Annotated in this window: 25 protein-coding genes and 1 pseudogene; 17 read left to right on the top strand and 9 right to left on the bottom strand. The window is 70.6% G+C overall.

All coding sequences use genetic code 11. The features are described from left to right. Nucleotides 1-230 precede the first annotated feature (230 nt). Nucleotides 231-1,130 (top strand): hypothetical protein, encoded by a 900-nt coding sequence (locus tag FHS34_RS23770; RefSeq protein ID WP_184968697.1) that lies wholly within the window; start codon nt 231-233, stop codon nt 1,128-1,130. Nucleotides 1,131-1,590: 460 nt separating this feature from the next. Continuing rightward, nucleotides 1,591-2,736: a pentapeptide repeat-containing protein gene (locus tag FHS34_RS23765; protein WP_184968695.1), complete on the top strand. Its 1,146-nt coding sequence runs from the start codon at nt 1,591-1,593 to the stop codon at nt 2,734-2,736. Between the two features lie 845 nt (nt 2,737-3,581). Here the strand turns inward: FHS34_RS23765 and FHS34_RS23760 are convergent. Further along, a complete protein-coding gene (locus FHS34_RS23760; protein WP_184968693.1) occupies nt 3,582-4,400 on the bottom strand; it encodes a PleD family two-component system response regulator in 819 nt (272 codons plus the stop codon). 1,249 nt (nt 4,401-5,649) lie between these two features. On the opposite strand from FHS34_RS23760, the gene FHS34_RS23755 reads away from it, so the two are divergent. Further along, nucleotides 5,650-6,084 (top strand): hypothetical protein, encoded by a 435-nt coding sequence (locus tag FHS34_RS23755; RefSeq protein WP_184968690.1) that lies wholly within the window; start codon nt 5,650-5,652, stop codon nt 6,082-6,084. 9 nt (nt 6,085-6,093) lie between these two features. Next, nucleotides 6,094-6,954, top strand: a complete 861-nt coding sequence (locus FHS34_RS23750; protein WP_184968688.1) for an alpha/beta fold hydrolase — start codon at nt 6,094-6,096, stop codon at nt 6,952-6,954. A 141-nt stretch (nt 6,955-7,095) separates the two neighbouring features. Here the strand turns inward: FHS34_RS23750 and FHS34_RS23745 are convergent, their stop codons facing one another. Beyond that, on the bottom strand, nt 7,096-7,236 hold the full coding sequence (locus FHS34_RS23745) for a hypothetical protein (protein WP_184968686.1): 141 nt from the start codon (nt 7,234-7,236) through the stop codon (nt 7,096-7,098). A 172-nt stretch (nt 7,237-7,408) separates the two neighbouring features. Between FHS34_RS23745 and FHS34_RS23740 the strand changes: the two genes are divergently transcribed. Continuing rightward, the gene (locus FHS34_RS23740) at nt 7,409-7,879 is read left to right on the top strand and encodes a GNAT family N-acetyltransferase (RefSeq protein ID WP_221509322.1); all 471 of its coding nucleotides are present in this window, start codon (nt 7,409-7,411) and stop codon (nt 7,877-7,879) included. Nucleotides 7,880-8,387: 508 nt separating this feature from the next. On the opposite strand, the pseudogene FHS34_RS23735 reads toward FHS34_RS23740, so the two are convergent. After that, nucleotides 8,388-8,737 (bottom strand): annotated as a pseudogene (locus tag FHS34_RS23735) (hypothetical protein); the annotation flags it as partial. Nucleotides 8,738-9,007: 270 nt separating this feature from the next. Further along, on the bottom strand, nt 9,008-9,355 hold the full coding sequence (locus FHS34_RS23730) for an ArsR/SmtB family transcription factor (protein WP_184968684.1): 348 nt from the start codon (nt 9,353-9,355) through the stop codon (nt 9,008-9,010). A 342-nt stretch (nt 9,356-9,697) separates the two neighbouring features. Between FHS34_RS23730 and FHS34_RS23725 the strand changes: the two genes are divergently transcribed. After that, nucleotides 9,698-10,948, top strand: coding sequence for an MFS transporter (locus tag FHS34_RS23725; protein ID WP_184968682.1), 1,251 nt, complete (start codon nt 9,698-9,700; stop codon nt 10,946-10,948). Between the two features lie 187 nt (nt 10,949-11,135). Here FHS34_RS23725 and ku read toward each other — a convergent pair whose 3' ends face one another. Further along, the gene (gene ku / locus FHS34_RS23720; protein ID WP_184968680.1) at nt 11,136-12,257 is read right to left on the bottom strand and encodes a non-homologous end joining protein Ku; all 1,122 of its coding nucleotides are present in this window, start codon (nt 12,255-12,257) and stop codon (nt 11,136-11,138) included. 53 nt (nt 12,258-12,310) lie between these two features. On the opposite strand from ku, the gene ligD reads away from it, so the two are divergent. Beyond that, a complete protein-coding gene (ligD, locus tag FHS34_RS23715; RefSeq protein WP_184968678.1) occupies nt 12,311-13,198 on the top strand; it encodes a non-homologous end-joining DNA ligase in 888 nt (295 codons plus the stop codon). A 273-nt stretch (nt 13,199-13,471) separates the two neighbouring features. Here ligD and FHS34_RS23710 read toward each other — a convergent pair whose 3' ends face one another. After that, nucleotides 13,472-14,275, bottom strand: a complete 804-nt coding sequence (locus FHS34_RS23710) for a nuclease-related domain-containing protein (protein ID WP_184968676.1) — start codon at nt 14,273-14,275, stop codon at nt 13,472-13,474. Nucleotides 14,276-14,375: 100 nt separating this feature from the next. Between FHS34_RS23710 and FHS34_RS23705 the strand changes: the two genes are divergently transcribed. The 5 genes from FHS34_RS23705 to FHS34_RS23685 all read left to right on the top strand — a co-directional run bounded on the left by FHS34_RS23705 (nt 14,376) and on the right by FHS34_RS23685 (nt 20,034). Continuing rightward, the gene (locus FHS34_RS23705) at nt 14,376-14,882 is read left to right on the top strand and encodes a protein-tyrosine phosphatase family protein (protein ID WP_184968674.1); all 507 of its coding nucleotides are present in this window, start codon (nt 14,376-14,378) and stop codon (nt 14,880-14,882) included. Nucleotides 14,883-15,015: 133 nt separating this feature from the next. Further along, complete coding sequence (locus tag FHS34_RS23700; protein ID WP_184968671.1) at nt 15,016-15,825, top strand: hypothetical protein; 810 nt, start codon at nt 15,016-15,018, stop codon at nt 15,823-15,825. Then, nucleotides 15,822-17,066, top strand: a complete 1,245-nt coding sequence (locus FHS34_RS23695) for an ATP-binding protein (protein ID WP_184968668.1) — start codon at nt 15,822-15,824, stop codon at nt 17,064-17,066. Before FHS34_RS23700 ends, FHS34_RS23695 begins: the two co-directional genes overlap by 4 nt. 113 nt (nt 17,067-17,179) lie before the next feature. After that, nucleotides 17,180-18,541, top strand: a complete 1,362-nt coding sequence (locus FHS34_RS23690) for an FtsW/RodA/SpoVE family cell cycle protein (RefSeq protein WP_184968665.1) — start codon at nt 17,180-17,182, stop codon at nt 18,539-18,541. A 35-nt stretch (nt 18,542-18,576) separates the two neighbouring features. Next, nucleotides 18,577-20,034, top strand: a complete 1,458-nt coding sequence (locus FHS34_RS23685) for a penicillin-binding transpeptidase domain-containing protein (RefSeq protein WP_184968942.1) — start codon at nt 18,577-18,579, stop codon at nt 20,032-20,034. 49 nt (nt 20,035-20,083) lie between these two features. Here FHS34_RS23685 and FHS34_RS23680 read toward each other — a convergent pair whose 3' ends face one another. Continuing rightward, a complete protein-coding gene (locus tag FHS34_RS23680) occupies nt 20,084-20,902 on the bottom strand; it encodes a hypothetical protein (RefSeq protein WP_221509385.1) in 819 nt (272 codons plus the stop codon). Between the two features lie 59 nt (nt 20,903-20,961). Further along, entirely contained in the window at nt 20,962-22,071 is a 1,110-nt protein-coding gene (locus FHS34_RS23675) for a ferritin-like domain-containing protein (protein WP_184968659.1), read from the bottom strand. Between the two features lie 123 nt (nt 22,072-22,194). Here FHS34_RS23675 and FHS34_RS23670 point away from each other — a divergent pair, with 123 nt between their 5' ends. The 5 genes from FHS34_RS23670 to FHS34_RS23650 all read left to right on the top strand — a co-directional run bounded on the left by FHS34_RS23670 (nt 22,195) and on the right by FHS34_RS23650 (nt 25,601). Beyond that, nucleotides 22,195-23,133: an AurF N-oxygenase family protein gene (locus FHS34_RS23670; protein WP_184968656.1), complete on the top strand. Its 939-nt coding sequence runs from the start codon at nt 22,195-22,197 to the stop codon at nt 23,131-23,133. Between the two features lie 101 nt (nt 23,134-23,234). Then, nucleotides 23,235-23,891: a TetR/AcrR family transcriptional regulator gene (locus FHS34_RS23665; RefSeq protein WP_184968653.1), complete on the top strand. Its 657-nt coding sequence runs from the start codon at nt 23,235-23,237 to the stop codon at nt 23,889-23,891. A 4-nt stretch (nt 23,892-23,895) separates the two neighbouring features. After that, nucleotides 23,896-24,198, top strand: a complete 303-nt coding sequence (locus FHS34_RS23660; protein WP_184968940.1) for a DUF8847 domain-containing protein — start codon at nt 23,896-23,898, stop codon at nt 24,196-24,198. Between the two features lie 111 nt (nt 24,199-24,309). Next, nucleotides 24,310-25,371 carry a C40 family peptidase gene (locus tag FHS34_RS23655; protein WP_225817574.1) on the top strand — a complete coding sequence of 354 codons (1,062 nt, stop codon included), beginning with the start codon at nt 24,310-24,312 and terminating at the stop codon, nt 25,369-25,371. A 38-nt stretch (nt 25,372-25,409) separates the two neighbouring features. After that, complete coding sequence (locus FHS34_RS23650) at nt 25,410-25,601, top strand: hypothetical protein (RefSeq protein ID WP_184968650.1); 192 nt, start codon at nt 25,410-25,412, stop codon at nt 25,599-25,601. Between the two features lie 99 nt (nt 25,602-25,700). On the opposite strand, the gene FHS34_RS23645 is transcribed toward FHS34_RS23650, so the two are convergent. Then, entirely contained in the window at nt 25,701-26,954 is a 1,254-nt protein-coding gene (locus FHS34_RS23645; protein WP_184968647.1) for a styrene monooxygenase/indole monooxygenase family protein, read from the bottom strand. Nucleotides 26,955-26,991: the final 37 nt, after the last annotated feature.

Genomic DNA, 26,991 nt, shown 5'->3' with positions numbered 1-26,991 from the left:
GGGCGGCGCCATGTGGCGGTGTTCGTACGTGCCGATGTGGATCCAGCCCCAGTCGTAGTGGCGGGCAGCCGTCCGGCGACGGCGTCCACGCGCGGGAGTGCAGCCCTGTGAAGGACTTGCAGGGGTCGTGCTCGAACCGTGAAACTGCGTCTCTTGATACACCCACGCCGGACCGGTGCGAGGTCTAGGCCACCCCGCATGTGCCCGCTGCACAGCAAAGAAAGGCGAACGTGAAGAAATTCGCCCGCACCACACTGATCCTCATAAGTGCGTGGACTTTCTGGGGCATCCTATTCTTCGCCCCGATCCCATTCCTCCCGACGACGTCATTCTTGGGGCTGATCACCGCTTTCTTTACCTTCTTCGCCCTCCCGGCTTTCGCACTCAAAGAGACCAAGGAATGGCGTGAGGGAGGCGCTTCACGGGGAGCCAAATCAGCAATTCCGCGTCATCTGATCGGCTTCAGCCGCCACGTCGACCTTCTGAAGGACGGGCGCGGCGTCACCTATCAGGTCGCCAAGGGGCCCCACGGCCCGCGGTTCACGTGGCGGTTCGATCCTGGGGTTCCCGCGAACGACTTGATGATCACGGTCCTTGTGCAAGAGGAACTTGGGCGCATCGAGAACGAGCTCGGCTTGCCGGTCACCTTCCCCCACGCCACTCCAGAGGGCAGAGAGGCGGCACGCCAGCGCGCAGAAGCCAGCCGCCCAAGCGTTGAGCAGCTCCGTGAGGCCGCCGCCGATGGCGACGCACGGGCGCTGGAGCGACTCTGGAGCAAAACCGGAAAGCCCATCACGGATGCTGCGCAGCTCAAGGCCGGTACCTATTACCACCTCGGTTACGACATCGGCCGGTACGTCAGGAGCTTCGAGGGTCGCATGTGGGAGGGCACGGAGTTCGACGATTTGAACGACGAGGAGAACGGTTACGGCACCTGGCATGTGTTCGCCACGGCCGAGACCACCCGATCAGAAGGGTCTCGGGTGTCGACGGAACAAATCCGCACTAGCGCTGCTGGGGGTGACCCCGATGTGCGTCTAATCCCCGCCTCCCAGGACGAAGCAGTCCGCGTCTTCGAGGAGTTGCATGTCGCTTACGTGGCATGGGACGCCCGCCGCAAGTCGCATTAGCAGGCCATGGCCTGGTCGAACATCTCCCGCCGGCAGGCCACCTCACGATCTTCGTTTGTCCACCCCCCAATCGGTGATCACGCCGTGGCCGTACCCGTTCTCAGTCAGTCCGCAGTAAGATCGCGAAGTCAGACTGGAGTTTCCAGACGGCGCGAAAATGAATTAACGCAGCCAGTACGCCGCCGATGTTCGTCGGCAAGCCGCTTGGCCTTGCGGCGTATGCGCTCGCCGAAGGCCTCCGGCTCGGTGGCGCTGGCGACCGCGGCGGCCTGCGCCCAGGTGGTCCCCTCGCACGCCGATGTGGGTTCCTATCGGCGCCTTGGCGGAGACGCCAGGATTGGGGTCGGGCAAAACGCGCGTGGTGTGCCTGTTCGACGTAGCCTGCACGGGTCTTCGTGGTTGAGCGGACCGCGTGCCATCGCGACTGCGGCCGAACCCCACGTTGTGATGAACCATGCGCATGCGAGAGACGCTTCGTGGAGCACCTCTGTGGGCAACCCGGGCCCTCCTGCCCGTCCTATGCCTTGCAGTAGTCGTAGGCCTTCCCCTGATCATCTGGCGAGGACCTTGGTGGTTCGACGGCAAGTACCTTCCACGCAGCGACATCAACCCAGCCGCCGCCGCCCTCATCACCGGGTTCCGGACGGCGGCAGTCCAGACGGTGGCTGCCGTAGGTGCTGGCATTGCGTTGCTGTACACCGCCCGCACTTACCGCTTGAACCACCGAGGACAGGTCACAGACCGGTTCACCAAGGCTCTGGAGCGACTCGGCTCAGAGCATCTGTACGTTCGTATCGGCGGCGTCCTCGCCCTGGAGCAAATCCTCCATGACGCGCCGGAGCAGGCCATGCACGCCGCCCGAGTGCTCGGCGCCTTCATCCGTGATCGCGCGCCCGGCCGAGCGAGCAGTCCAGTCCGAGATCGCGGCCCGTACCCCGTGGTAGCACCACTCCCCAACCGTCCCGATGAGGATGTCCAAGCGGCGCTCACGGCATTGACCCGCCCTAGCTCCCGCCGCTATGTCGACCAACCATCGAGGATCGACCTCAGCGGTCTGCATCTCCAAGGCGCTGATCTGACCGGGGCCGACCTTTCTGGCATCGTCTGCAACGATGCGGATCTCACCGACACTCAGCTGGCGGCCTCAACTCTCACTAACGCCTACCTCGACGGTGTGATCCTCGCCGGGGCCAACCTCACGCGCGCGAACCTGACTGGCGCCAGACTCAACAAGGCGAATCTCACCGGAGCCCGTCTCCTCGGAGCGGACTGTACCGGGGCTCAATTCGAGGATGCGAATCTAACCAGGGTGGCTGCGTATCTGCGCCCGGGAGGCGAGATCGTTGACAAGGCGAACTTCACCCGGGCCTATCTTTGTAAGGCCAACCTCACCCTGGCTGAGTTTCATGGGGCGATCTTCGATCGTGCCTACCTCCTCGAGGCAAACCTCAGCATCACCGCTCTGTACGAAGTGGATCTCCGCACAGCCGGCGGATTGACCCTTGCGCAGGTAACGAAGGCGTTGCTCGATGAAAGAACCCAGCTACCGAAGCCAATCGCGGACGACCCTGCGATCGAGGAACGCATCCGGGAGTCGGTTCCGTGAATTCGACGATGTCTATTCAGGTGGAGCGGGCAGTGCTTGAACGGTGGATCGGAGAGAAGACGGGCCGCTGACCCGTCGGCGTCAGCGGCATCATCCCCTCTGACTGCGCCCGGCACGTCACCCGTCGGGGGACAGCTGTCAGGCATCTAGAGCGGTCGGCTGGACCGTTCGTGTTGATGATCCCGCGCCCTCGTGGGGCGGGGCCGGGCTTGTGCGGCGGTGATACGCAGACGCGCCACGCGCTCGCGATGACGGAGCCAATCCCGCCACACGTCACGTCGGTGCTCGGATTCATGCGGCAGGAGACCAATGAAGGCACCCGCCGCGGCGCATACCGCGACGATCCACGGGGCGCCGGCGTAGGACGTGGCGGCGAGGGCCAGGCCGCCGAGGAGCAGACCGCCCCTCTCGTCTATCTCTTCGGCCCATTCCTTAGCAGTCATGCCCTCAGCGCGAACCGGGGCAGACGACCTCTGCACCGCTGCCGCCGCTACCCGCCCCACCGCACCGATGACCGCCGGATCCACCATCTGATCTCCCCTCAGAGCGGGTTACATGTTCGCAGGATTTGCGGCCTGATGGGGAGAAGTTGACTCCACGGGTTGGCAGCTACGCTCGTCGAGTCGGCACCAGCGGCCAAACGCACGGTGCCTCTGAGGGTGCCAGCAGGCCGCCCCGCCGTCTTCCCGGACGCGGCGTTCGACTTTGCCGTCAGCTGTGCAGTGACGCCCAACCATCTGCGACTCATCGGCCGGCAGGGGCAGCAACAGACGCCCTGAGGATGCCCTCGCGCCACGATAAGTAGAGGCGCCCGCGTGGAGAAGCAGCACGCGGGGCCGGCCCCGCTACGGTAGGTCTTCCAGACGGGCCAGCAGCCCGGCCGCCGTCGCCACTGCCGCTATCGCGTCCGCCCGAGTCCACGTGAAGTGCTCCGTGGTCCCCGAATCGTCGTGCTGTGCCCCGCTGAACAGCTGGTAGGCGCTCTGAATCAGCACCCCCCACCTCTGTTCCTGGGACCGCTGCTGCGCAGAAGGCAGGTTCCTCACCACGTTCACGGTGTCGCAGGCCTCCCGCACAGCGTCCAACGCCAGCCGGGCCTTGCCAACGGCCTCCTCGAATCTGCCCGCGCCGATCAGATTCTTGGCCTCCCGTAGACGCCGCGCGGCAGTGACCCTGCCCTCCACCTCTGTAATTGGAACCAGTACGTCAACGAACGCACCCACGTCGAGTTGGGCAAGAGTCTTCGCCCACTCCTCGTGCGAGATCGGGACGGTCAGCTGATCCGTGCGGGCAGGCCAGCCTGCGACGGCGCCGAGTTGCACTGCGGTCAGGTCCACACGCAGCTCCAACTCCCGGCCCCTTCGGGCCTTCTCCAGGCCCGATATCTGCGCATCGGTCAACACAACGTCGAAGCTGATGTTCCGGCCCTCGGGGTGCGCTTCCATCGGCCACCGCTGCACCAGCGGGCCCAGCCACCCGGCGTTCCCCATGTCGTTCACCCAAAGCTCACCCGACAGCTGGTGCGCCTGCCACTCGGGGATGTCGCCCGTCCCGCCAGCCTCGAAGAAAAACGTGAGGCGGTGCACACCCCAGCCCGGTATGAGCGTCAGCACTTGCCGGGCGGGCTTGATGCTCAGCATGTAGCCGTCGAACTGGAAGGCCATCAGGGGCTCCTCGCAAGTGGTTCCAAGAGAACCCTGATGGTGCCAGCCCACGAGCTGCTTAGGCCAAGGCTTAGTGCCAGTGTCCGGGCTGTCCGGTCACAGACGGCTGTACCACCCCCGTAGGTGGTACAGCCCGTCGGCAAAGCCGACCTCTCAATGGGCGTAGGAGCCGGAGGCGACTTCTGATCTGCTCTGCCTTCACGAGGGGGCGCCGCGACCCCACTACAAACCCCCTTCCCGGCTATACGCACTATCTGCGATACAGGAGGGCACCGCACGGTTCCCGCGATCAAGGAACCTGCTGGTCGGAGGCCATTTGCAAGCTCAACTCTGATTGTGCTCCGGAGCCGTGTGCGCAGGTTCGAATCCTGCCGGGGGCACTCGCCGGTCAGCCAGCCTGAATCAGGCCCTGACCAGGACGAATGCCGACATGAGAGAGCGGGAACCAGTCTCACTGGATCCTGCTCTCTCTCGTTGTCTCTCAGTGTGCGCGACACACCTCCGGCACACCTAGTCAGGCGTATGGAGCGGCGGCCGGGCCGCCATGGCCGACACACCGTTGAGCGCCGCGCTCACCCTCGCCCCGGAGCCGGACCGTTCCTTCGCGATGTGCTTCACCTCCACGCCCCGCGGAGCCCGTCTCGCCCGCCGCCAGGCGGCCGTCCGGCTAGACGCGTGGGGCATCCCGTGCGGCACCGGTCCCCACGACGCGATCGTGCTGATCGTCGCGGAGCTCACCGCGAACGCCGTGCAGCACGGGCACGTCCCCGGCCGGGACTTCCACCTCCGCCTCCACGCCGCGCCCGGCGGCCGGGTCGTGCGCGCCGAGGTGACCGACACCCGCACACCGAACGCCTTCCCCACCGAACCGCGTTTCCGGAGGGCGTCGCCGGCGCCGAGGAGGCCGGCCGCGGGCTGCTCCTGGTGTCGCACCTCGCGGCCCGCTGGTCCTGGCACGCGCGCCCGGACGGACCGGGCAGGACCGTCCGGGCCGAGTACGCGTTCCCGTCGCCTCCCCGGCAGTGAGCCGGGACCCCGCTCACCCCGAGGAGAGGATTCCCGGCGTCGTCACTGCGCCATGCGACGGCTCCGGGGCGGGCGCGCACCCGGATTGCAGGTGGCCGACAGGACGCCCAGGCTGGAAGGAGCGAGGCCGGGAAGCGGTCGCCGGCCGCGCCGTCCGGCGACCGGCCGGTCACCGTGCCGGTGCCCCGGTGTACGGCAGCGGCGACACGTCTCGAGGTGGCACATGACATCAGCGACGACGACCGACGCGGCGGAGGAGTTCCGCCGGCTCACGGACGACGACCCGGAACTGCGGGCTCACGGCACGTACTACTCGTGCAGCTTCCTGCTGGACATGGCCCCCCACCGGTTCCTCGTGCGGATGCACAAGGGAAAGGTGGAGGAACTGGTCACCGACCCCGAGCCGTTGGCGGCCTACGACTTCGCGATCCGCGCGGACGCGGAGACATGGCAGGGTTTCTGCCAGGAGACGCCCCCGCCGATGTGCCACGGCATCTGGGCGGCCACGTTCCGGCGGGGCATGCGCCTGGAGGGCGACCTGCTCGTGCTCATGCAGAACCTGCGCTGCGTGACCCGGCAGCTGGAGCTGCTGCGCGTCACGGGCCCCCTCGGGCTGGCGGACGAGGCCGAGCCCGCCCCATCCTCTCGTGAGACATAGGAGCTCCCCATGGTCAGCGGCAGGATCTCCCCGGTCACCGGCCACTACGTCACCATCGACGTTGAGGACGCGCAGTACAAAGTCTTCTACCTGGAGAACGGGCAGGGCACGCCTCTGGTGTGCCAGCACACCGCGGGCTGCCACAACCACCAGTGGCGGGGCCTCCTCGAGGACGATGAGATCACTGGCCGCTACCGGGTGATCGCCTACGACCTCCCCCGGCACGGCAAGTCGGACCCGCCGTCGAACCAGGAGTGGTGGAAGGAGGAGTACCGGCTCACCGCGGACCACTTCACGTCGTTCATCGTCGCCTTCTGCGACGCCCTCGAACTGCAGGACCCGATCTTCATGGGGTCGTCGTTCGGGGGGAACGTGGCCCTGCAACTCGCCCTGCGGCACCCGGACCGGTTCAAAGCAGTGATCCCCGTCGAGGGCGCGGACTACTCACCCGGCTTCTACCTCGACTGGTGGCAGCATCCCCACGCCAATGCCGCCCAGGTGTGCGCCAGCGGTGTGTGGGACCTCATGGCACCGCAGTCCCCGGAGCAGGACCGCTGGGCCACCTGGTTCTACTACACCCAGGGATCGGAGGCGTTCAAGGGCGACCTGTACTTCTACTCCGTCGACCACGATCTGAGGGACCGGTTGGACGACATCGACGGCGACCGGTGTCCCGTGATCATGCTGACCGGCGAGTACGACTACCTCACCACCCCCGAGGACGGGCGCCGGACCGCAGAGGCCATCCGCGGAGCAGAGTTCATCGAGATGAAGGAGATCGGCCACTTCCCGATGAGCGAGAACCACCCGCGCTTCGCCCAATACCTGGGGCAGGCCCTGGAGCGGATCGAGAAGCGGACCGGCTCCTGAGGCCACGGCGTACGTCCCTGCGTCCCGCACCACCCGGCCCATGCCGCCGCTGCCGATGGAGTCGGCCAGCCGGTGCACCCGCGGTCGTACGCATGCCGGCCGGCACCTTCAACGGCTGGCCACCATCTAGAGGCCGGGACGTCAGCGGGGGCGCTGGAGCAGGCGGGCGAGACGGTCCAGCACGTCGTCCAGGCAGGCCACCTCGAAGCAGGTCAGCCAGTGCGGGCCCAGGTCCCGGGGCAGGGCGCGCGCAGGTTTGAATCCTGCCGGAGCACCTTGCATGAGGTGCGCAAAGACCCCGTCATCAGCGGAAACGCTGAGGCTTCGTTTCGGGTGCGCTGCGTCGAATACGCTGCGAAGACGGCCGGGCTGACTTCCCTGCGGCTGCCGGAGGGCGGTGGTTCTTCGCATCGGTTCGGGTGGTGTGGCCGCCCGATGCTGGAAGGGGTGTGGCATGCGGTCCCCAGGCGTGCAGTTGCGGGAGATCACCGACGACAACCGGGATGCCGTCCGTGCCCTCCGTGTCCGGCGTGAACAGAAGCGGTTCGTCGCCTCCGTGTCCAAGTCGCTCAAGGAGGCGGCACGGAAACCGGAGACCAATCCCTGGTACCGCGCCGTGTACCTGGGTGACGAGCCAGTCGGTTTCGTCATGTTGTCGTGGAAGCCGCCGGCTGGTCCTTACCAAGGGCGCCACTTCATCTGGCGCCTCCTCGTCGACAAGCGGCACCAGCGGCGAGGGATCGGCCGGGAGACGCTCACGCAGATCGCCGCCCTGGTGCGCGCGGACGGTGCCACCGAGTTGCTGACCAGCTACGATCCCGGTGACGGCGAACCGTGGCCCTTCTACCAGAAGTTCGGGTTCGAGCCCACCGGGGACATCGACGACGGCGAGATCGTTCTGCGGCTCACCTTCCCCGCTCAGTGAGCTCATTCCGCAGACAGATTTCCGGGCGACCGCGGCCGGCGGGAGCGTGCCCTGCGTCGAGGCACCTAGCGTGGCGCGTCAGCGGGATCTGAGCGCTGTCGCGGGTGCGCTTGGCGACTCGGGTGAAATCTGTTCCTGTGCTGCATCACGTCGACATCCTCAGCTCGTCGCTGTGCGCCACGATCATCTGCCTCTTTGGCACGGCGGTAGATGGGCGGCCCCGCGGCCCTTCTGCAGTGAGAAGGGCTCGGCCCTTGGGTCCGTCCTCGATCTACTGCTGTGTGGGGGTAGGAGGTTCGGCCGCGGAAGGAATGGGCCGACTGAGGGCACCTCACGTCGCCGTACGGGTGGTACGAGGCGAACAGCAGGTCCGTCAGCCCTGCAACCCGAGCGCGGCAATCCTCAGTTGGCGTGGGCGGCCGCGGCGGTGGAGCGCTGGTGGGCATGTGGTTCGGCGCGTTCGGGGGTGTTACTGCTGCGGCTACTCCGGGCCCCGTGGGATCAGTAGTCAGGTCTCGGACGGTGTCGTCGTTGTCCGGGGTGGGTGAGCCGGTTGTCTGCGAGGCACGCAGCCCGCCAGGGCCAGGTCGGAGGGCAGCATGAAGCCGATGGAGTAGGAGGACTTGGCGCTGTAGACGGCTCCCATCACCAGGGGCGGGACGAAGCCGCCGAGGCTTCCCATCGCGCCGACGATGCCTGTGACGCTGCCGACCTGGGGCTGGGGGTGACCCGGGCGACCGGGGCGAACACCGAGCCGCTGGCCGTGCCGAGGCCCGCCGCCATCAGCAGGAGGCAGATCGTGGCCATGGGGACGAGGGCGGGGTCGAAGGACTGGACGATGGCCAGGAGGGCGATGATCGGGGATCGCCCCTCCGCCCGCATTCGGAGTGGATCGTGGGGGGGGGGTGGGATGTAGCCGCGGGGGACGGCAGCGGAGTGGTGGGGCGGGCGCCTCCGGTGGGGGCGGGGGTAGCGGGGCAAGTGCGGGCAGTGGGTTCGGGATCGGGCTCGTCCGGTGGGCTTCCGGGGGGTGGGATGTGTCGGTCAGTTCTCGTCCGGTGCGGCCCGGCGTAGGTCGTGGGACGGTTTCTTCGGGTTCTCAGGGGCTGGAGCCGGGTGGGTGGCCGGTCAGTCGGTGGTCGGTGGGGTCCACGCGGCCACCAGGTCCAGCAGGCCAGGGAAGCGGGCGTTCAGGTCGGCCACCCGGACGTGGCTGCGGCGTTCCAGACCGTACTGGCGCTGCCGGGTGATGCCCGCCTCGCGCAGCGCCTTGAAGTGATGGGTCAGCGAGGACTTGGGGCGGTCCAGGCCGAACCAGCCGCAGGTGTGGTCGAACGCCTCCGCCTCCAGGAGCAGCTTGCGGACGATCCCCAGCCGCAGTGGGTCGCTGAGCGCGCCCAGCACCGTCTCCAGGCGTAGTTCGGAGACGGCCGGCTCGGGGAGGGGGGCGGGCAGGCCGGGTGGCTCCGGCAGCATCTTGATATCGGCTCGTCCGCCGGTCGTCCCGGTGACTCCGGCCGGTCCAGTGACTTCGGCCGCTCCGGTCGTCCCGGTGACTCCGGCCGCTCCGGTCGCCCCGGTGACTCCGGCCCCTGTCGTGACTTCCGGGGCGAGTCCGGCGGTCGTTTCCGTACCGGTTCCCGTGCCGGCCTCCGCAAGGCTCGCTTCGGTTCGCTGGGGCTCTTCGCTCTTCTGCGCGGGCAACTGCGGCTCCCTCTCCCGATTCCTGTACGAGTCTGATCGTACTACGTGCTAAGTTCGACTCCACACGTACAAGTACGAGTCCAGTCGTACTTATGTCTCGGGGAGGACTGTGTCATGACGGAGACGACGGCCGAGGTGCGCGCCGTGGGGTCGGCGCACGGCGTGGGAGGCGGTGAGGTGCCCGTCCGCTGGGTCTGGCTCGCCGCCTGGCCCGTGACGGCGGTGTTCGTGCTGTCCAACGCCGCCACCCCGCTCTATGTCCTGTGGCAGCGCGAGATGGGATTCAGCAGGGGCACCCTGACCGTGGTCTTCGCCTGCTACATCGCGGGGCTGCTCGTCTCCCTGCTGGTCTCCGGCGTCGTCTCGGACCGGCTCGGCCGCAAGCCCGTGCTGCTGCCCGCGCTGGGGCTCGCCCTCGTGGCCTGTCTGGTCTTCGCGACCGCCGGCGGCGTGGCCGCGCTGATCGTCGCCCGGCTGTGCACCGGTGTCGCCGTCGGTGCCGTGGTCTCGGCCGGCATGGCCGCGGTGACGGACGTGGCGGGGCCGGCCCGACGCCGGCTCGCGGCGCTGCTCGCCTCCTGCGCGATGGTGTTCGGCGCGGGCGTGGGGCCGCTGCTCGCCGGCGTGCTGTCCGAGACGCTGCCCGGGCCCACGGTCACGGTGTTCGCGGTGGAGGCGGTTCTGCTGGTCACGGCCGTCGCGGTGGTGCTCCGGATGCCGGTACGGCGTCCCGCCCGGGCCGGTGCCGGAACCGGCGCCTGGATACGGGTGCCGGGTGTGCCGCGCGGTGCCGGACGGCAGCTCGCCCTCGGTGTCGCCGTGTTCGCCCCCGGCATCACCGCCACGTCCTTCGTGCTGTCGCTCGGACCCTCACTGCTCTCCGGTCTGCTGGGCACGGACAGCCGGATCGTCTCCGGGGCGCTGGCGTTCACGATGTTCCTCTGCGCGACCGGCGTGCAGTTCGCTGTGCGGGGGCTGCAGCGCCGCACAGTGCTGGTCGCCGGCGCCGGCGCCACCGTCCTCGGCATGCTCGCGCTCGTCACCGCCGTGCACACCGGCTCGGTGCCCGCCCTGGCCGGCGCCGCGCTGCTGGCCGGGGCCGGGCAGGGCATGGGCCAGCTGGGCGGCCTGTCACTGCTGAACTCGACGGTGCCGGCGGGGCGGCTCGCCGAGGCCAACGCGGCGCTGAACGTGGGGGGTTACCTTCCCGCGGGGATCCTTCCGGTCACCGCGGGCTATGTGAGCGACGCGGTAGGGCTGACGGCGGGGGCGACGGTCTTCGGTACGGCGCTGGCGGGGATGGCCGTGGCCGGGGGTGTGCTGGTGCTGCTGAGCCGGCGGGAACCGGCGCAGCCTCTCGGGTGACCGTCCGGCGCAGGCGCGGGCCCACGCGCCCCCGGCACCAGTACCGCGCCAGGTCAGCGCCCGGCACCAGCCCCTGCTCCGATTCACCACCCAGCCCCGACGCCGGCCGACGCGGGCTGGGCCGGCGTTCAGGCGGGGTGGGCCGAGGGGAGATGGGCCGGGGTCGGGTGAGGTCGGGGCGGCGTTCTCAGGCCGACCGCTTGCGTGACGCCGTCTTCTTCGCCGCCGCCTTCTTCGCCTCGGCGCCCTTCGCCTCGGCACCCTTCGTCCCCGCGCTCTTCGCCGCCCCGCTCCTCGTGGCCGTACTCCTCGCCGTCGCGCTCTTCGCCGTCGATCTCGTCGCGGTCGACTTCGCGGCCGTCGTCTTCTTGGCCCCCTCCGCCGCCCTGGACGTCGACTTGCGCGCAGGCGCCGTCTTCTTCGCCGCCGCCGTCTTCTTGGCGGACGCGGACGTGGACTTCTTGCCGCCCGTCTCCTTCGGCGCGGAACGCCCTTGGGGCAACTGTCTGACCTCGGCCTCCTCACCGGAGGCCCCGCGCGACTCCCGGGCCGCCCGTACGCTGCTCTCCAGCGCGGCCATCAGGTCCAGCACCTTGCCGCCGGCGGCGGGCTCCGGCGTCTCGGGCGGGGCCTCGCCCGAGGCCTTCGCCGCGATGACCTCCTCCAGCGCCTCCCGGTACTCGTCGTGCAGGTCCTCCAGATCGACCTCGCCGAGGGTGTCCATCAGGGCGTCCGCGAGGTCGAGTTCCTTGTCGCGGATGGTGACGTGGGTGTCGGGGGCCAGGCCCTCGGGGGCCCGCACCTCGTCCGGCCACAGCAGGCCGTGCATGGCGATGGCCTCGCCGACCACCCGCAGCATGCCGAGGCGCTCCCGGCCGCGCAGCGCGTACTTGGCGATGGCGACCTTGTTGCTGCGCTTGAGGGCCTCGCGCAGGAGGGTGTACGGCTTGGCGGCGGGGGCTCCGCTCGCCGCGAGGTAGTACGCCGCGCCCATCTGGAGCGGATCGATGCGGTCGGCCGGCACGAAGGCCACGATCTCGATGGTGCGGGCGGTGGGAATGGGCAGGTGGGAGAGGTCCTCGTCGGTGATCGGGATGATCGTGCCGTCGGCGTCCTCGTACGCCTTGCCGATCTCGGCCTGGCTGACCTCGCGCTCCTCCAGTTCGCATACCTTGCGGTAGCGGATGCGGCCGTTGTCCTCGGTGTGGATCTGGCGGAAGGAGATCGCGTGGCTCTCGGTGGCGTTCACCAGTTTGATCGGGATGCTGACGAGGCCGAAGGAGATGGCGCCGTTCCATATCGATCGCACGTGCCGCACCCTCCCTTTCCCGAATTGTCAGGTTCGTCTGGGATTGTCATCCTATGACGCCTATCACAGAGGTGGAGGGGCGCCGGGTGGCGCTCAGCAATCTGGAGAAGGTGCTGTATCCGGAGAGCGGCTTCACCAAAGGGGAACTGCTGCACTACTACGCGACCACGGCCACGGCCCTGCTGCCGCATCTGCGTGACCGGGCGGTGTCCTTCCTGCGTTATCCGGACGGCCCGGACGGACAGCATTTCTTCACCAAGAACGTCCCGCCGGGTACGCCCGACTGGGTCACGACCGCCGAAGTACCGCGGTCCTCGGCGGACAGTCCGGCCCGGATGGTGGTGGTGCAGGACCTGCCGAGTCTGGTCTGGGCGGCGAACCTGGTCACCGAGTTCCACACGCACCAGTGGCTGGTGCGGAGCCCCGAGGAGGCGGACCGGCTGGTCTTCGACCTCGATCCGGGGCCGCCCGCGAACGTCGTGCACTGCTGCGAGGTCGCGCTGTGGCTGCGTGAGCGGCTCGCGGCGGACGGTATCGAGGCGTACCCGAAGACCGCCGGGTCGAAGGGGCTGCACCTGCTGGCGGCGGTGCGCGGGAGTTCCTCCGAGCGGACGTCCGAGTACGCGAAGGCGCTGGCGGTGGAGGCCGAGCGGGCGATGCCCCGGCTGGTGGTGCACCGGATGACCAAGAGCCTCAGGCCGGGGAAGGTGTTCGTCGACTGGAGCCAGAACGCGGCCCGCAAGACCACGGCCACCCCGTACACGCTGCGTGCCCGTCGGGCCCCGCTGGTCTCGGCGCCGGTGACGTGGGAGGAGGTCGCCGACTGCCGCAGCCCGGGGCACCTGGAGTTCCGGGCCGACGACGTGGCGCCGCGCCTGCAGGACCACGGGGATCTGCTGGCGCCGCTGCTGGACCCGGGGTCGGCCGCGCCGTTGCCGTGACCGGACCGCCGGACCGCCGGACTGCCGGACCACCGACCGCCGGACCGCCAGATCACCGGACCGCCGGACCGCCGGACCGCCAAACTGCCGGATCACCCGATCACCGCATCACCGGACTGCCGAACCACCACATCACCAGATCGCCGGACCGAGGAACGCCCGAACCGACCCCCACCACAGCCGGCCGACCCGGATGCCGCCCGCGCCCTCCGACATGCGGGCACACCCCCGACGCGCCGTTACCCTCCCGCCCCGCCACACCCTTCCGCCCCGCTAAACCCTCCCCCACGTGTTCCGGTCCCGTGCCATCCCGTGCAGGGCCTCCACGTCGGCCGGCTTGAGCACCCCGCCCAGCCGGGCCAGGCCCGCCAGCTCGGTGTCCCGCAGGACACGCACTCCCCGTGGCTGCGCCGTCAGGGTCACCTCGGCCGGCTCCACTAGGGCCAGCAGCGGGCGGACCTCGGCGGTCAGGGCGTAGGAGGCGCGGTCGGCGTCGGCGCGCAGCCGGCGCAGCAGCGGCTCGGCCTCGTGGCGGCCCAGGGTGAGCATCGGGTCGGCGATCAGGACCCGGGCCTTGCGGGCGTACAGCGCGTGGACGGCGAACATGCCGCCGGGGCCGATCACCAGGTGGTGGATGCGGTCGCCGCCGGACAGTGGGACGGAGTGCAGGGTGCGCCAGCCCACGCCTTCCAGCCGGTCCAGGGCCTGGCCGGCCGTCTGCTCGGCGAGCAGGGCGCGCCGGCGCGGGTCGGGGCGCAGCCGGCGGGCGGGGCCGGGGTCACGGTCGAGGGCGACGAGCAGGGCCTCGCCGGGGCGGTTGGGGGCCAGGTCGTCGTCGGGGTGCAGGGTCAGCCGGGCGAGCTCCGCCGGGGTGGGGACGGGGGGCGGGCCCACGGTCACCGGGCCGGTGAGGAAGGGTTTCAGGGCGTGGAGCACCTCGTCCCTGCTGTCCTCGCCGAGCAGGTTGACCCGGCCTGCCTCACGGTCGTACCAGGCGACATCGCTGCCGTCCTCGCGGCAGACGTACAGCCGCTCCCGGCCGTGCCGGAAGGTCGGCACCACGCGCAGTCCGCTCATGCGCCATCACCCCTCGACCATGGGAACAGGCAGGGTGCTCCCGGGGCAAGACCGGTTACCGTGGATGGCGGCCCGGTGAGGGGGAGTTGGGGAGGCGCCGTTGCGGACCCGCGGAAAGCAGCCCGACGTACCGGTTCCGGAGAGCCCGTGGAGCGAGATCGTGCCCGGCCTGTGGATGGGCGGACACGAGTTTCGGGGCCGTTCCGGACGGCTGGAGCTCGCCGTCGTACGTGATGAGTTCGATGTGGTGCAGTCCCTGCTGCGGCTGCCGGGGTACGGGCCCGATCCGGGCGTGGAGCACCATGTGTGGCCGATTCCGGACGGCCCGCTGGACGGGACGCAACTGGCCGGGGTGATCCGGCTGGCGCGCGCGGTGAACGAGGCGCTGGACGGCGGCCGCCGGATGCTCGTGCGCTGTTACCACGGGTACAACCGGTCGGGGCTGGTCATCGCGCATGCCCTGGTCCAGCGGGGTGACACGGCCGACCAGGCGATCCAGCTGATCCGGGCCCGGCGCTCGGCGTGGGCGCTGCACAACAAGCTGTTCGTGGAGTACCTGCGGGCGGGACTGACGACCGTGCGGCTGCTGGAGGAACTGGCCGAGTAGCCTCTCTCCCAGCACCGCGCCCCGGTGCGCAGAACACACAAAACGGATTTCTGTCGGAATCTAAGAACACTTCCGTACGAACCGACGAATTAAGGTGTACGGGGCCCCACCGACACCGACGCCCAGGAGCACCGTGCCAGCCCGTCGTCCCGCGCGTACCGCCCTTGCCGTGGCCGCCGTCGCCCTGCTGTCGGCGACGGCGACGGCCTGCGGGGACACGGGAGGGCTGCAGGGTGCCGGGACGACCCCGACCGCCGTCAGCCCCGCCAAGCTCTGGCCGGATCTCCGGCCGGCGTCCAGCCCGGCCTTCCCGTACGACGTGGCGACCCGGGAGACCGTCAAGGGCATCACGGTCCCCGGTGACGACATCCGGAAGGCGGATCCGGTGGACGTCGTCGAGGCGGAGCTGAAGGCTCACCCCGACGACTACGGGCCCAAGGGGGCGTATCACGCGACCGAGGAACGGATGAGGGAGTGCCGGCCGGGCGGGAACCGGGCCCGCTGTCCGCTGCTGAAGCCGTACTACCGGGACCTCACCGGAGACGGCCGGGCGGATCTGACGCTCGGCTTCCGGCTGTACCCGACCAACCAGATGGCGGTACGCGTCTACACCGTCGAGGGGCACCGGCTGGTGCAGGTGCTGGCCGACAACGACGCGATCATCGGGGTGGAGCTGGCCGGGCGGGCGCTGATCGAACGCTCGCCCGCCGACATCTCCGGGTACGAGTACCGCACGACCTGGCTGTGGGACCCGGGGCAGCGCGCGATGGTGTTCTCCCGCGACGAGTATCTGCACGTCGGCGACGGCCGGCCCAGCAAGACGCCGTCCCCGTCGGCCTCCCCCGCCGCCCCGCCCTCCGTCTCCCCTTCCTCCGGCTCAGCCTCCCCCTCCGCCTCGGCCTCCCCCTCCGCCTCCGCCTCGTCCTCGCCGAGCGCGCGATGAGGCTCGCGCTGCCTCCCTGGGCAGGGGCGCTCGCCGTCAAGGCCGCCGCGTTCATCACGGTGATGAGCTGTGCGCTCGCCGCGCTGCTCGGTGTCCTGGTGCATGTCTCGGTGACCAACCAGACCGTCGGCCAGGCCCGCGACCTGGCGCTGTCCCGGCTCGCCGACGCCACGCAGGCGTACGAGGCCGGGGACACGCTGCTGCCGGGCGCCGGCGTGGATCCCGGGGGGCTGCCCGCGCCGCTGCGGGAGCTGGCGGCGAACGGGAAGCGCGGCACGATGGTCGCCACCTACCGGGGGCGTCCGACCATGTGGGCGGCGGGACCGGTGTCCGGGCACCGGGCGCTCGCCGTGGAGGTCGACTACTCGCAGCAGTCCCGCACCATCGCGGGTCTGGACCAGTCGATCCTGTGGTCGTCGGCGCTGGCGATCGGGGCGACCGTGCTGGTCGGGGTGTTCGCGGTGACCCGGGTGACCCGGCGGCTGCACGGCACGGCACGGGTGGCGCGCCGGATCACCGCCGGCGACCTGGACGCCCGGGTGAACGATCCCCGGACGAAGGATCCGAGCCGCCCGCAGGACGAGGTCGCCGCGGTGGCCGCCGCGCTGGACTCGATGGCCTCCTCCTTGCAGGGCAAGCTGCTGAGCGAGCAGCGGTTCACCGCGGACGTGGCGCACGAGCTGCGCACCCCGCTCACCGGACTGCACGCGGCGGCCGAGCTGCTGCCGCCGGGCCGGCCGACGGAGCTGGTGCGGGACCGGGTGGCGGCGCTGCGCACGCTCACCGAGGATTTGCTGGAGATCTCCCGGCTGGACACCGGGCGGGAGAGGCTGGAGGTCGACACGGAGGAGCTGGGCGCTCTGGCCGGGCGGGTGGTGCGGGCGTCGGGCACGGAGACGGACGTGCGGATCCTGAAGGACGCCCGGGTGGAGACCGACCGGCGGCGGCTGGAGCGGGTGCTGGGCAACCTGGTGGCCAATGCGCACAAGCACGGAGCGCCTCCGGTGGTCGTGACGGTGGACGGTGCCGTGGTGACGGTGCGGGATCACGGCGGCGGATATCCGCTGTACCTCGTCGCGCACGGGCCGCAGCGGTTCCGCACCGAGGGCGGCGCCAAGGGGCACGGGCTCGGGCTGACCATCGCGCTGGGACAGGCGGAGGTCCTGGGGGCGCGGCTTACGTTCACCAACGCGGTGGACGGGGGCGCGGTGGCGACACTGACGCTGCCGGTGGCCGAGTGACGCCGAGCGGATGCCGGGGCCCCGGGCGGTTCCCCCGTGCCCCACGCCACGCTGGCGCTGACGCGACCGAGTGAAAACAGCCACAAGACGCCCCGTTTGGGTAGGTTCCGGGCATGACGAAGGCCGGAACCACCGCGGCGGCGGCCCCCGCTCCCGCACGCGCCGCGCGCCCTCCCCGGCGCCGGGGCGTCGAGCTGTCCCTGCTCGTGCTGGCCGTCCTGCTGTCCGTGTACGGCTACTGCGCGGTGGGGCTGGCGCGGACCGGAACCGTGCCGCCCGGCGCCGCCGGTTACGGTGCCGGCCTCGGCGTGCTCGCCCTGTTCGCCCATGTGGCGGTGCGGATCCGGGCGCCGTACGCCGATCCGCTGCCGCTGCCCATCGGCGTGCTGCTCAACGGGCTGGGGCTGGTGCTGATCTACCGGCTGGACCTGGAGACACCGGGCGACCGGGCGGCCCCCACCCAACTGGTGTGGTCCACGCTCGGAGTGGGCCTGTTCATCGGTGTCGTCCTGGTGCTGCGCGATCACCGGGTGCTCCAGCGGTACTCGTACGTCTGCGTGGTGGCGGCGCTCGTCCTGCTGGTGCTGCCGATCCTGTTCCCGGCGGTCAACGGCGCCCGGATCTGGATCCGGATCGCCGGGTTCTCCATCCAGCCCGGCGAGTTCGCGAAGGTGCTGCTCGCGGTGTTCTTCGCCGCCTATCTGGCCGCGAACCGCAGCGCGCTCGCGTACACCGGCCGCCGGCTGTGGCGGATGCAGTTCCCGACCGGGCGGGTGCTCGGGCCGATCCTGACGATCTGGCTGGTGAGCGTGGGCGTCCTCGTGCTGGAGCGGGACCTCGGGACCTCGCTGCTGTTCTTCGGGCTGTTCGTGGTGCTGCTGTACGTGGCCACCGGGCGCACCGGCTGGATCGCGGTCGGGCTGCTGCTCGCCGTGCTGGGCGCCGTCGCCGTCGGGCGTCTCGAACCGCATGTGGGCGCCCGGATCGAAGACTGGCTGCACCCGTTCGCCACCATCGAGGCCGGGCAGGGCCCCAACCAGCTCTCGCAGTCCCTGTTCGCGTTCGCGGCCGGCGGGGTGCTCGGCACCGGGCTCGGGCTCGGCCATTCCATCCTGATCGGTTTCGCCACCAAGTCGGACTTCATCCTGGCGACGGCCGGGGAGGAGCTGGGTCTCGCGGGCCTGGCGGGCATCGTGCTGCTGTACGCGCTGCTGGTGGAGCGCGGCTACCGGGCGGGCCTCGCGCAGCGCGAGCCGTTCGGCCGGCTCCTCGCGGTCGGGCTCGCCTCGATCGTGGCGCTGCAGGTGTTCGTGATCGCGGGCGGGGTCACGGGGCTGATCCCGCTGACCGGCATGGCGATGCCGTTCCTGGCCCAGGGCGGCTCCTCGGTCGTCACCAACTGGGCGATCGTGGCGCTGCTGGTCCGGGTCAGCGACTCCGCCCGCAGCCAGAACGACGGCCGGGAGGCCTCATGACCGAGTACGGCGGACTCCCCGACGACGGACGGCCGATGACGAGGTACATCCGGCACGCCTGCGCGTTCTGCGCCCTGCTGCTGGCGGCCCTGCTGGCCAACGCCATGCGGGTGCAGGTCGTGCAGTCCCGCGAGTACGACGACAACCCGGCCAACCGCCGTGCCACCATCGCCCGTTATCAGCACCCCCGCGGGAACATCCTGGTGGACGGCGGACCGGTCACCGGCTCGGTGGACACCGGCGAGCAGTTGCGCCACGAACGCGCCTATCTGAACGGGCCGCTGTACGCGCCGGTCACCGGCTTCTCCTCGCAGACGTACGGCACCTCGTTCCTGGAGCACGCCGAGGACGGGGTGCTCTCCGGCGCCGATCCGATGCTCGCTCCGCTGCCGCTGTGGAACGACGTGACGCGCGGGCGGAGCCCCGGCGGTGACGTCGTGACGACCCTGAACGGGCGGGCGCAGGAGGCCGCTTACCGGGGGCTCGCCGGGCGCAAGGGCGCGGTGGCCGCGGTCGAGCCGGCCACGGGCCGGATCCTGGCGCTGGTGACCAGCCCGTCGTACGACCCGGCGGAGCTGTCCGGCAACAACGAGGCGGTGGCGTCGGCCTGGGCCCGGCTCAACCACGACCCGGAGAAGCCGATGCTCAACCGGGCGGTGCGGCAGACCTATCCGCCGGGTTCGACGTTCAAGGTGGTCACCGCGGCGGCGGCGCTGGACGCGGGAGTGGTCACCGACCTGGACGCGCGCACCCGCTCCCCGGACCCCTACCGGCTGCCCGGCACCACCACCCGGCTGACCAACGAGGGCGACGGCTGCGTGGACGCCTCGGTGCGGGACGCCTTCGAGTGGTCCTGCAACACGGTCTTCGCCAAGCTGGGCGTGGACGTGGGGGTGCGGGACATGGCGGCCACGGCCCAGGCGTTCGGGTTCAACGACACGGACCTGCGCATCCCCTTCTCGGTGGCGCCCAGCACCTTCGACACGCATGTGGACCGGGCGCAGCTGGCGCTGTCCTCGATCGGGCAGTACAACACCCGTGCCACGCCGCTGCAGATGGCGATGGTCTCGGCGGCGGTCGCGGACGGCGGCCGGCTGCGCCCGCCGTACCTGGTGGAGCGGACCACCCGGCACGGCGGCGAGACGATCTCCGGCAGCGGGGCCCGGCCGGGGCGGCAGGTGATGCGGCCGGCCACCGCGGCCCGGCTGATGGAGCTGATGGCCGGCGTGGTCGAGGACGGTACCGGCACCAACGCGGCCATCCCGGGCGCGCTGGTCGGCGGCAAGACCGGCACGGCCCAGCACGGCCTCGGCAACTCCGGTGTGCCGTACGCCTGGTTCGTCTCCTGGGCGCAGTCCGAGGGCGCGCCGGAGCCGCAGGTGGCGGTCGCCGTCGTGGTGGAGGACGCCTCGGCGGACCGGGGCGAGATCAGTGGCGGCGGGGACGCGGCACCGATCGCCAAGCAGGTGATGCGGGCGGTTCTCGGGAGGTGAGGGTGGCGGTGCCGCGCCGGAGGTGGTGGCCGTGAGGGTTGGCGGTGGCTCAGTCGATCGGCTTGAGGGTCTCGGAGCGGATCTGGCGGGTGAGCTTCGCGTAGAAGGCGAGATCCACCTCGGACGGGTCCTGCTTGGCGGTCTCGGACGTCATCGAGGCGATCGCGGCGCCCGTGTTGCCGTCGGTCCAGGCGCACACGGGGTAGGTCATGGTGGCGCCGGCGCTCTTCTGGGTGAGCACCTCACAGCTGACCGTGGGCTCACCGTCCTGGGTGAAGTCCTTGCGGGGCACGGCGAGCGTGACGCCGTCGGCCTCGGCGGCGCCCTTCAGCATGTTGCGCCGGGCGGTGTCGGTGTTCTTGAACCGGCCGTACATGCCCGAGAGCACCAGTACGCCCTTGGTGTTGTCACCCCCGACGGCGTACTGACCGACGACGCCGACCACGTCCTTGGCGTCCCAGGCGCCCTCGGCCTCGTCCTCGATCTTCCGGCCCTGTGCGGAGGTCAGGTCCTGGGCGAGTTCGAAGCGGCCGTCGACGAGCTTCTGCGGGAGGGTGAGCTTGTTCTCGGCCTCGGGGAAGCCGCTCTCGGCCACCACTCCGACGACGATGAGCAGCGCGACGACGGCCGCGACGACACCGCCCACGATCCCGAGCACCAGACCGATCCGCCGCTTCTTCGGCGCCGGGGCCATGGGCGGTCCGCCCCAGCCGGGGTACGGCTGCGGCGGGTAGGGCGCCTGCGGCGGGTGTTGCTGTGCGGGGTACGGCTGCTGCTGGGGGTACGGCGAGCCGTACGGCCCGGGGGCCTGCGGCGGCTGCTGGCCGTACGGAGGCTGCGGCTGGTTCGGATACGGCGGCGGAGGCATGGACACGCCAGCACGCTACTGCACCCGGGTGAATGTCCCGGCATCGCACCCCGGGCCGGTCAGCCCTCCGCCGCCCCGGAGTCGATCGCCTCCTCCACCTCGACGGCCCGTTCCCGCTCCTCGGCGGCGAAGCGCTCGGCGTCCAGCCGCTCGGCCAGCTCCTCGTCCTGCGCCATCAGCAGGTCCAGGCTGGAGTCGCCCATCTCGAAGACGCCCATGTCCGCATAGGCCTGCTGGAGGCGCCGGCCCCACAGGCCGATGTCCTTGACGCACGGGACGATGCGGCTGAACAGCAGTTTCCTGAACAGCCGGAGGTACTCGGACCGCTCGCTGAACGCCTCCGCGTCGGCCTTCGGGATGCCGAAGTTCTCCAGCACCTCCACCCCGCGCAGCCGGTCGCGCATGAGGTAGCAGCCCTCGATGACGAACTCCTCGCGCTCGCGCAGTTCGGCTTCGGTGAGCTGCTTGTAGTAGTCGCGCAGTGCCATCCGGCCGAAGGCCACGTGCCGGGCCTCGTCCTGCATGACGTAGGTGAGGATCTGCTTGGGCAGGGGCTTGTCCGTGGTGTCCCGGATCATGCCGAACGCGGCCAGCGCCAGGCCCTCGATCAGCACCTGCATGCCGAGGTAGGGCATGTCCCAGCGGCTGTCGCGGAGGGTGTCGCCGAGCAACGACTGGAGGTTGTCGTTGATCGGGTAGACGAGGCCTATCTTCTCGTGCAGGAAGCGGCCGTAGATCTCGGCGTGCCGGGCCTCGTCCATGACCTGGGTCGCGGAGTAGAACTTGGCGTCCAGGTCGGGCACCGACTCCACGATGCGCGCCGCGCAGATCATGGCGCCCTGCTCGCCGTGCAGGAACTGGCTGAACTGCCAGGAGGCGTAGTGCCGGCGCAGTTCGCCCTTGTCCTTGTCGGTGAGCTTGTTCCAGTACGGGGTGCCGTACAGGGACATCATCTCGTCCGGGGCGCCGAGGGTGTCGTACGGGTCGACCTCCAGGTCCCAGTCGATGCGGGTCCGGCCGTCCCACTGCTTGTCCTTGCCCTTCTGGTACAGGGCGAGCAGGCGGTCGCGTCCGTCGTCGTACTCCCAGCTGAAGCGGGCCGCGCCGGTGGCGGGCACCTCCCAGGGGGAGCCTCCCGGGTCGTTGGCGTAGAGGTCGTGGGTCGGCATACCCGGCAGGCTCACACGTAGACGCCGAGTCAACAAGTCGTGCGCAAGGGATTGACGGCCTTGCTGACAGGCAGTCTCATAAGAGACTGGACGACTACCCCCGGGTAACGAGGTGAGGGAGCCATGACGACCCTGACGGAAGCGGACGCACTGGACGGGCTGCGCGACGCGCTCGGCCTGCTCAAGGACCGGGAACAGGTGGCCGAACGGCTGCTCGTCTCTTCCGCCAAGCACTCCTTCGACCCGGACAAGGAGCTGGACTGGGACGCGCCCTTCGAGGAGGGCAAGTGGTTCTGGCCGCCGGAGCTGGTCTCGCTGTACGGCACCCCGATGTGGAAGCGGATGAGCGAGGAACAGCGCATCCTGCTCTCCCAGCACGAGGCGGCGGCGCTGGCCTCGCTCGGCATCTGGTTCGAGATCATCCTGATGCAGCTGCTCGTCCGGCACATCTACGACAAGGCGGCGACGAGCGCGCACGTGCGGTACGCGCTCACCGAGATCGAGGACGAGTGCCGGCACTCCAAGATGTTCGCCCGGCTGATCTCGCAGGGCGGCACGCCCTGGTACCCGGTGAGCCGGGCCCACCAGAACCTCGGCCGCCTCTTCAAGACCATCTCCACCACCCCCGGGTCGTTCACCGCCACGCTGCTCGGCGAGGAGGTCCTGGACTGGATGCAGCGGCTGACGTTTCCCGACGAGCGGGTCCAGCCGCTCGTCCGGGGCGTCACGCGGATCCATGTGGTGGAGGAGGCGCGGCATGTCCGGTACGCCCGTGAGGAACTGCGCCGGCAGATGGTGACCGCGCCGAAGTGGTCCCAGGAGTTCACCCGGGTCACCTCGGGCGAGTTCGCCCGGGTGTTCTCGATCGCCTTCATCAACCCCGAGGTCTACACCAATGTCGGCCTGGACCGGCGGGAGGCGATGGCACAGGTGAAGGCGAGCGGCCACCGCCGCGAGGTCATGCAGAGCGGCGCGAAGCGCTTGACCGACTTCTTGGACGACATCGGCGTCCTGCGCGGCGTCGGCCGACGCCTGTGGCGCTCCTCGGGCCTGCTGGCATGACACCCGCCCCCTCGGCCGGTGGTTGAGGGGGCCGTCGGTGCGGGGGGACCGGTCTCGGCCGACGGCCCTGTCGTGGGCCGGTGGCGATTAGGCTGGCGGTCATGACCCCGTCGGCCACCCCCGCATACCGTCGGCTCAGCGTCGAGGAGCGGCGAAGTCAGCTGCTGGAAGCCGCCCTGTCCCTCTTCGCGCACCGCGCCCCCGAGGACGTGTCCCTCGACGACGTGGCGGAGGCGGCCGGGGTGTCACGCCCGCTGGTGTACCGGTACTTCCCGGGCGGCAAGCAGCAGCTGTACGAGGCCGCGCTGCGGTCGGCCGCCGAGGAACTCCGGCAGTGCTTCGCCGAACCGCGCGAGGGTCCGCTGCTGCCCCGGCTGTCCCGCGCCCTGGACCGCTACCTGAGCTTCGTCGACGAGCACGACACCGGCTTCAGCGCGCTGCTCCAGGGCGGCAGCGTGGTGGAGACCTCCCGCACCACCGCCATCGTGGACGGGGTGCGCCGGTCCGCCGCCGAGCACATCTACCAGCACCTCGGCATCGCCGACCCCGGCCCCCGGCTGCGCATGACCGTGCGGATGTGGATCACGGCCGTGGAGGCGGCGTCCCTGATCTGGCTGGACGAGGACAAGCAGCCCCCGGTGGAGGAGCTGCGGGACTGGCTGGTGGAGCAGTTCACGGCCGTGCTCACGGTCACCGCCGGCCGCGACGCGCAGACCGCGGCCCTCGTCGGCACGCTCGCCGGGGATGGCCGAGACTGAACCCGTGAAGAGCCAGGACACCCCCTTCGAGGGCGGCCCCATGGACGGGCGCGTGCTGCCCGTACTGGTCGGCCCCACCGGGCACCCCCCGAAGACGTACCGCATCCCCGTCCCCGCCCCGGACGGCGGTCCGCCCACGGTGCTGGTCTACCGCCGGGTGCCGCGCGGGCACAGCAAGCGGCTCGGGCTGATCCAGGGGTGGAAGTACCAGTACGACCCGGACGACACGTCCGGAGGCAAGCTCCGCTGGCCCTGGTCGAAGCCAGGCGCCACGCCGTCCGGCAAGCCGGACGACGCGAACGGGTGACAGCGTTGCACCGAATCGCGTAGATTCGGTGCCATTTTTCTCTGACATGTCTGATTATCACGATCCGACGGGAGGCGGAGAGCCCGCCCTCCCCGCGCCGGAGGTGATGACGTGTCAGGAATGCTTCTGCGCCTGGCCGGTACGGCCGTGGTGGCGGCCCAGGCCGTCCTCGCGCCCGCCCCCGCCGCGGCCGCGCCCGCACCGCAGCCGTCCGTGGCCCAGTTGCTGACCGGCCTTCAGCGGCTGTACCACCAGACCGAACAGGCCACCGAGACCTACAACGCCACGACGGAGAAGCTGAAGCGGCAGCGCGCCGAGGTGGCCCGCCTGGACGGCGAACTGGCCCGCGCCCGGCTCACCCTGCGGTCCGGCCGGACCGACGCCGGCCGGCTGGCCCGGCAGCAGTACCAGAACAGCGGCGGCCTCGGCCCCTACGTCCGCCTCCTTCTCGCGCCCGACCCGCAGCACGCCCTCGACGAGGGGCACGTCATCGGCGAGCTGGCCCGGGAACGGGCCCGGACGGTGGCCCGGCTGAGCGCCGCGGAGAAGCGCACGGACGTGCTGGCCCGCGCGGCCCGCAAGGCCCTCGACACCCAGCTCGGCCTCGCCGGCCGGCAGAAACGGCAGCGCGACGACGTCCGGGCCGGACTCGACGACGTGGAACGTCTGCTGGCCGCCCTCACCCCGGAGCAGATCGCGGCCGTGGCCCGGCTGGAACAGCAGGGGGTCGCGGCGGCCCAGCAGCGCCTCACCACCGCGGGCGCCCTCCCCACCGACCGCCCGGCCACCCCGCGGGGCGACCGCGCGGTCGACTACGCCATGGAGCAGCTCGGCAAGCCGTACCAGTGGGGCGCGCAGGGCCCCGACGCGTACGACTGCTCGGGCCTGACGTCACGGGCGTGGTCCCACGCGGGCACCTCGATCCCGCGCACCAGCCAGGAGCAGTGGCAGCGGCTGAGGCGGGTCCCGCTGAAGGAGCTGCGCCCGGGCGACCTGGTCGTCTACTTCCCCGAGGCCACGCACGTGGCGATGTACGTGGGCCACGGCCAGGTCGTCCAGGCACCGAGGCCGGGCGAGCGGGTACGGATCTCGCCCCTGGCCTCCTATCCGGTCCTCGGCGCCGTACGCCCCGACGACACCCCCGCTCAGCCCCCTGCCACCGAGGCCGGGTAGGCGCCCGTCTTCTCAGACGAGCTCGGTAAGGTCCGGCCATGAAGGAAACCGACCCGTCGGAGGAAGCCGCCGAGGGCCGAGTGCCCCTGTGGCTGGACCCGGACGACCTGCGCTGGCTGTCCGGCCACTGCTGCTGTCCGGCGGACGCGTCCGACGAGGAGAAGGACCGCTGCGGGCGCCTGCGGTTCCGTGCCGGTGCAGCACTGCACAAGCATGGGCATTCCCGCTGACCGAATGGTTCGACGGTGGTGCCGAGACGGCCGGGTGAGAGGCCCGGACGATGTCCGGGCCTCTTCTCTCGTGCCGTCGGAGTGCCGGTCAGAGGGTCGTCACGCGCCCGCGACCGAGGCCAGGTAGGCGCCCGTCTTCTCCGGGTCGTAGAAGAAGTCCTCGAAGTCGGACGGGTCGTCGAAGGCGTTGGCGAAGCGGTTCGCCACCGGGGGGAGCTGGCCGGCCGCGCCGAGGAGGTTGAGCACGTGCTCCGGCGGCGGCGCCAGCATGGCGTTCGTCCACTTGGTGACGTGCTGGGCGGTGGCCCAGTAGCGGTCGAACGTCTGCCGCATCCACTCCTCGTCGAACGGCTCGTCGCCCCGCTCCAGGATGGACGCGAGGTACGCCGCCGCGCACTTGGACGCCGAGTTGGAGCCCTGTCCGGTGATCGGGTCGTTGGCGACGACCACGTCGGCCACGCCCAGCACCAGCCCGCCGCCGGGCAGCCGGCCGACGGGGTTGCGGACGGTCGGGGCGTACCGGCCGGCCAGCGTGGCGCCGGCGTCGGTGAGTTCCGCCTTCGTGGCCCGCGCGTACTCCCAGGGCGTGAACCGCTCCATGAGTTCCAGGGTCAGGGAGAGGTGCTCCGCCGGGTCCTTGACGCCCTTGAAGGCGTCGAGCGGGCCGCCGGGTATGCCCTCCCAGAACAGGATGTCGGCGCGGCCGGAGGTGGTCAGGGTCGGCATGACGAACAGCTCGCCGACACCGGGGACAACGTTGCAGCGGACCGCGTCGAACTCCGGGTGCTCGGGGCGCGGGCCGAGACCGTGGACGTACGCCACCGCCAGCGCGCGCTGCGGCTCGCTGTACGGGGAGCGCTCCGGGTCGCGGGTGAACATCGACACCAGCTCGCCCTTGCCGGCCGCGACCAGCACGAGGTCGTAGGTGCGGGAGAAGTAGTCCAGGTCGCCGACCGCCGCGCCGTGGATGACGAGCTGGCCGCCGCGCTGCGCGAAGGTCTCCATCCAGCCGGCCATCTTCACCCGCTGGTCGACCGACTGCGCGTACCCGTCGAGCCTGCCCACCCAGTCGATCGCCCGCTGGGTGGGGCCCGGGTCGTGCGAGCCGGGGGCGGCGACCGAGACGCCGAGTCCTTCGATCTTCGGGGCCTGGGACTCCCAGAAGTTCAGCTGGAGATCGCGCTCGTGCTGCAGTGCCGTGTGGAACATGCACTGCGTCGACATGACCCGGCCGGAGCGGATCTCGTCCGCGGTCCGGTTCGACATCAGGGTGACCTCGTAGCCGTGCGACTGCAGGCCGAGGGCGAGCTGGAGGCCGGACTGGCCGGCTCCGACGACGAGTATCTTCCGCATGCGGGTGGTGTCTCCTACGAGGTGAGGACTACGGGGA

Origin of the sequence: Streptomyces echinatus, from assembly GCF_014203595.1 — a bacterium.
Classification (GTDB): Bacteria; Actinomycetota; Actinomycetes; order Streptomycetales; family Streptomycetaceae; genus Streptomyces; species Streptomyces echinatus.
Note: the sequence above shows the minus strand (reverse complement) of the source record. Positions and strands in the feature narration are given on the sequence as shown.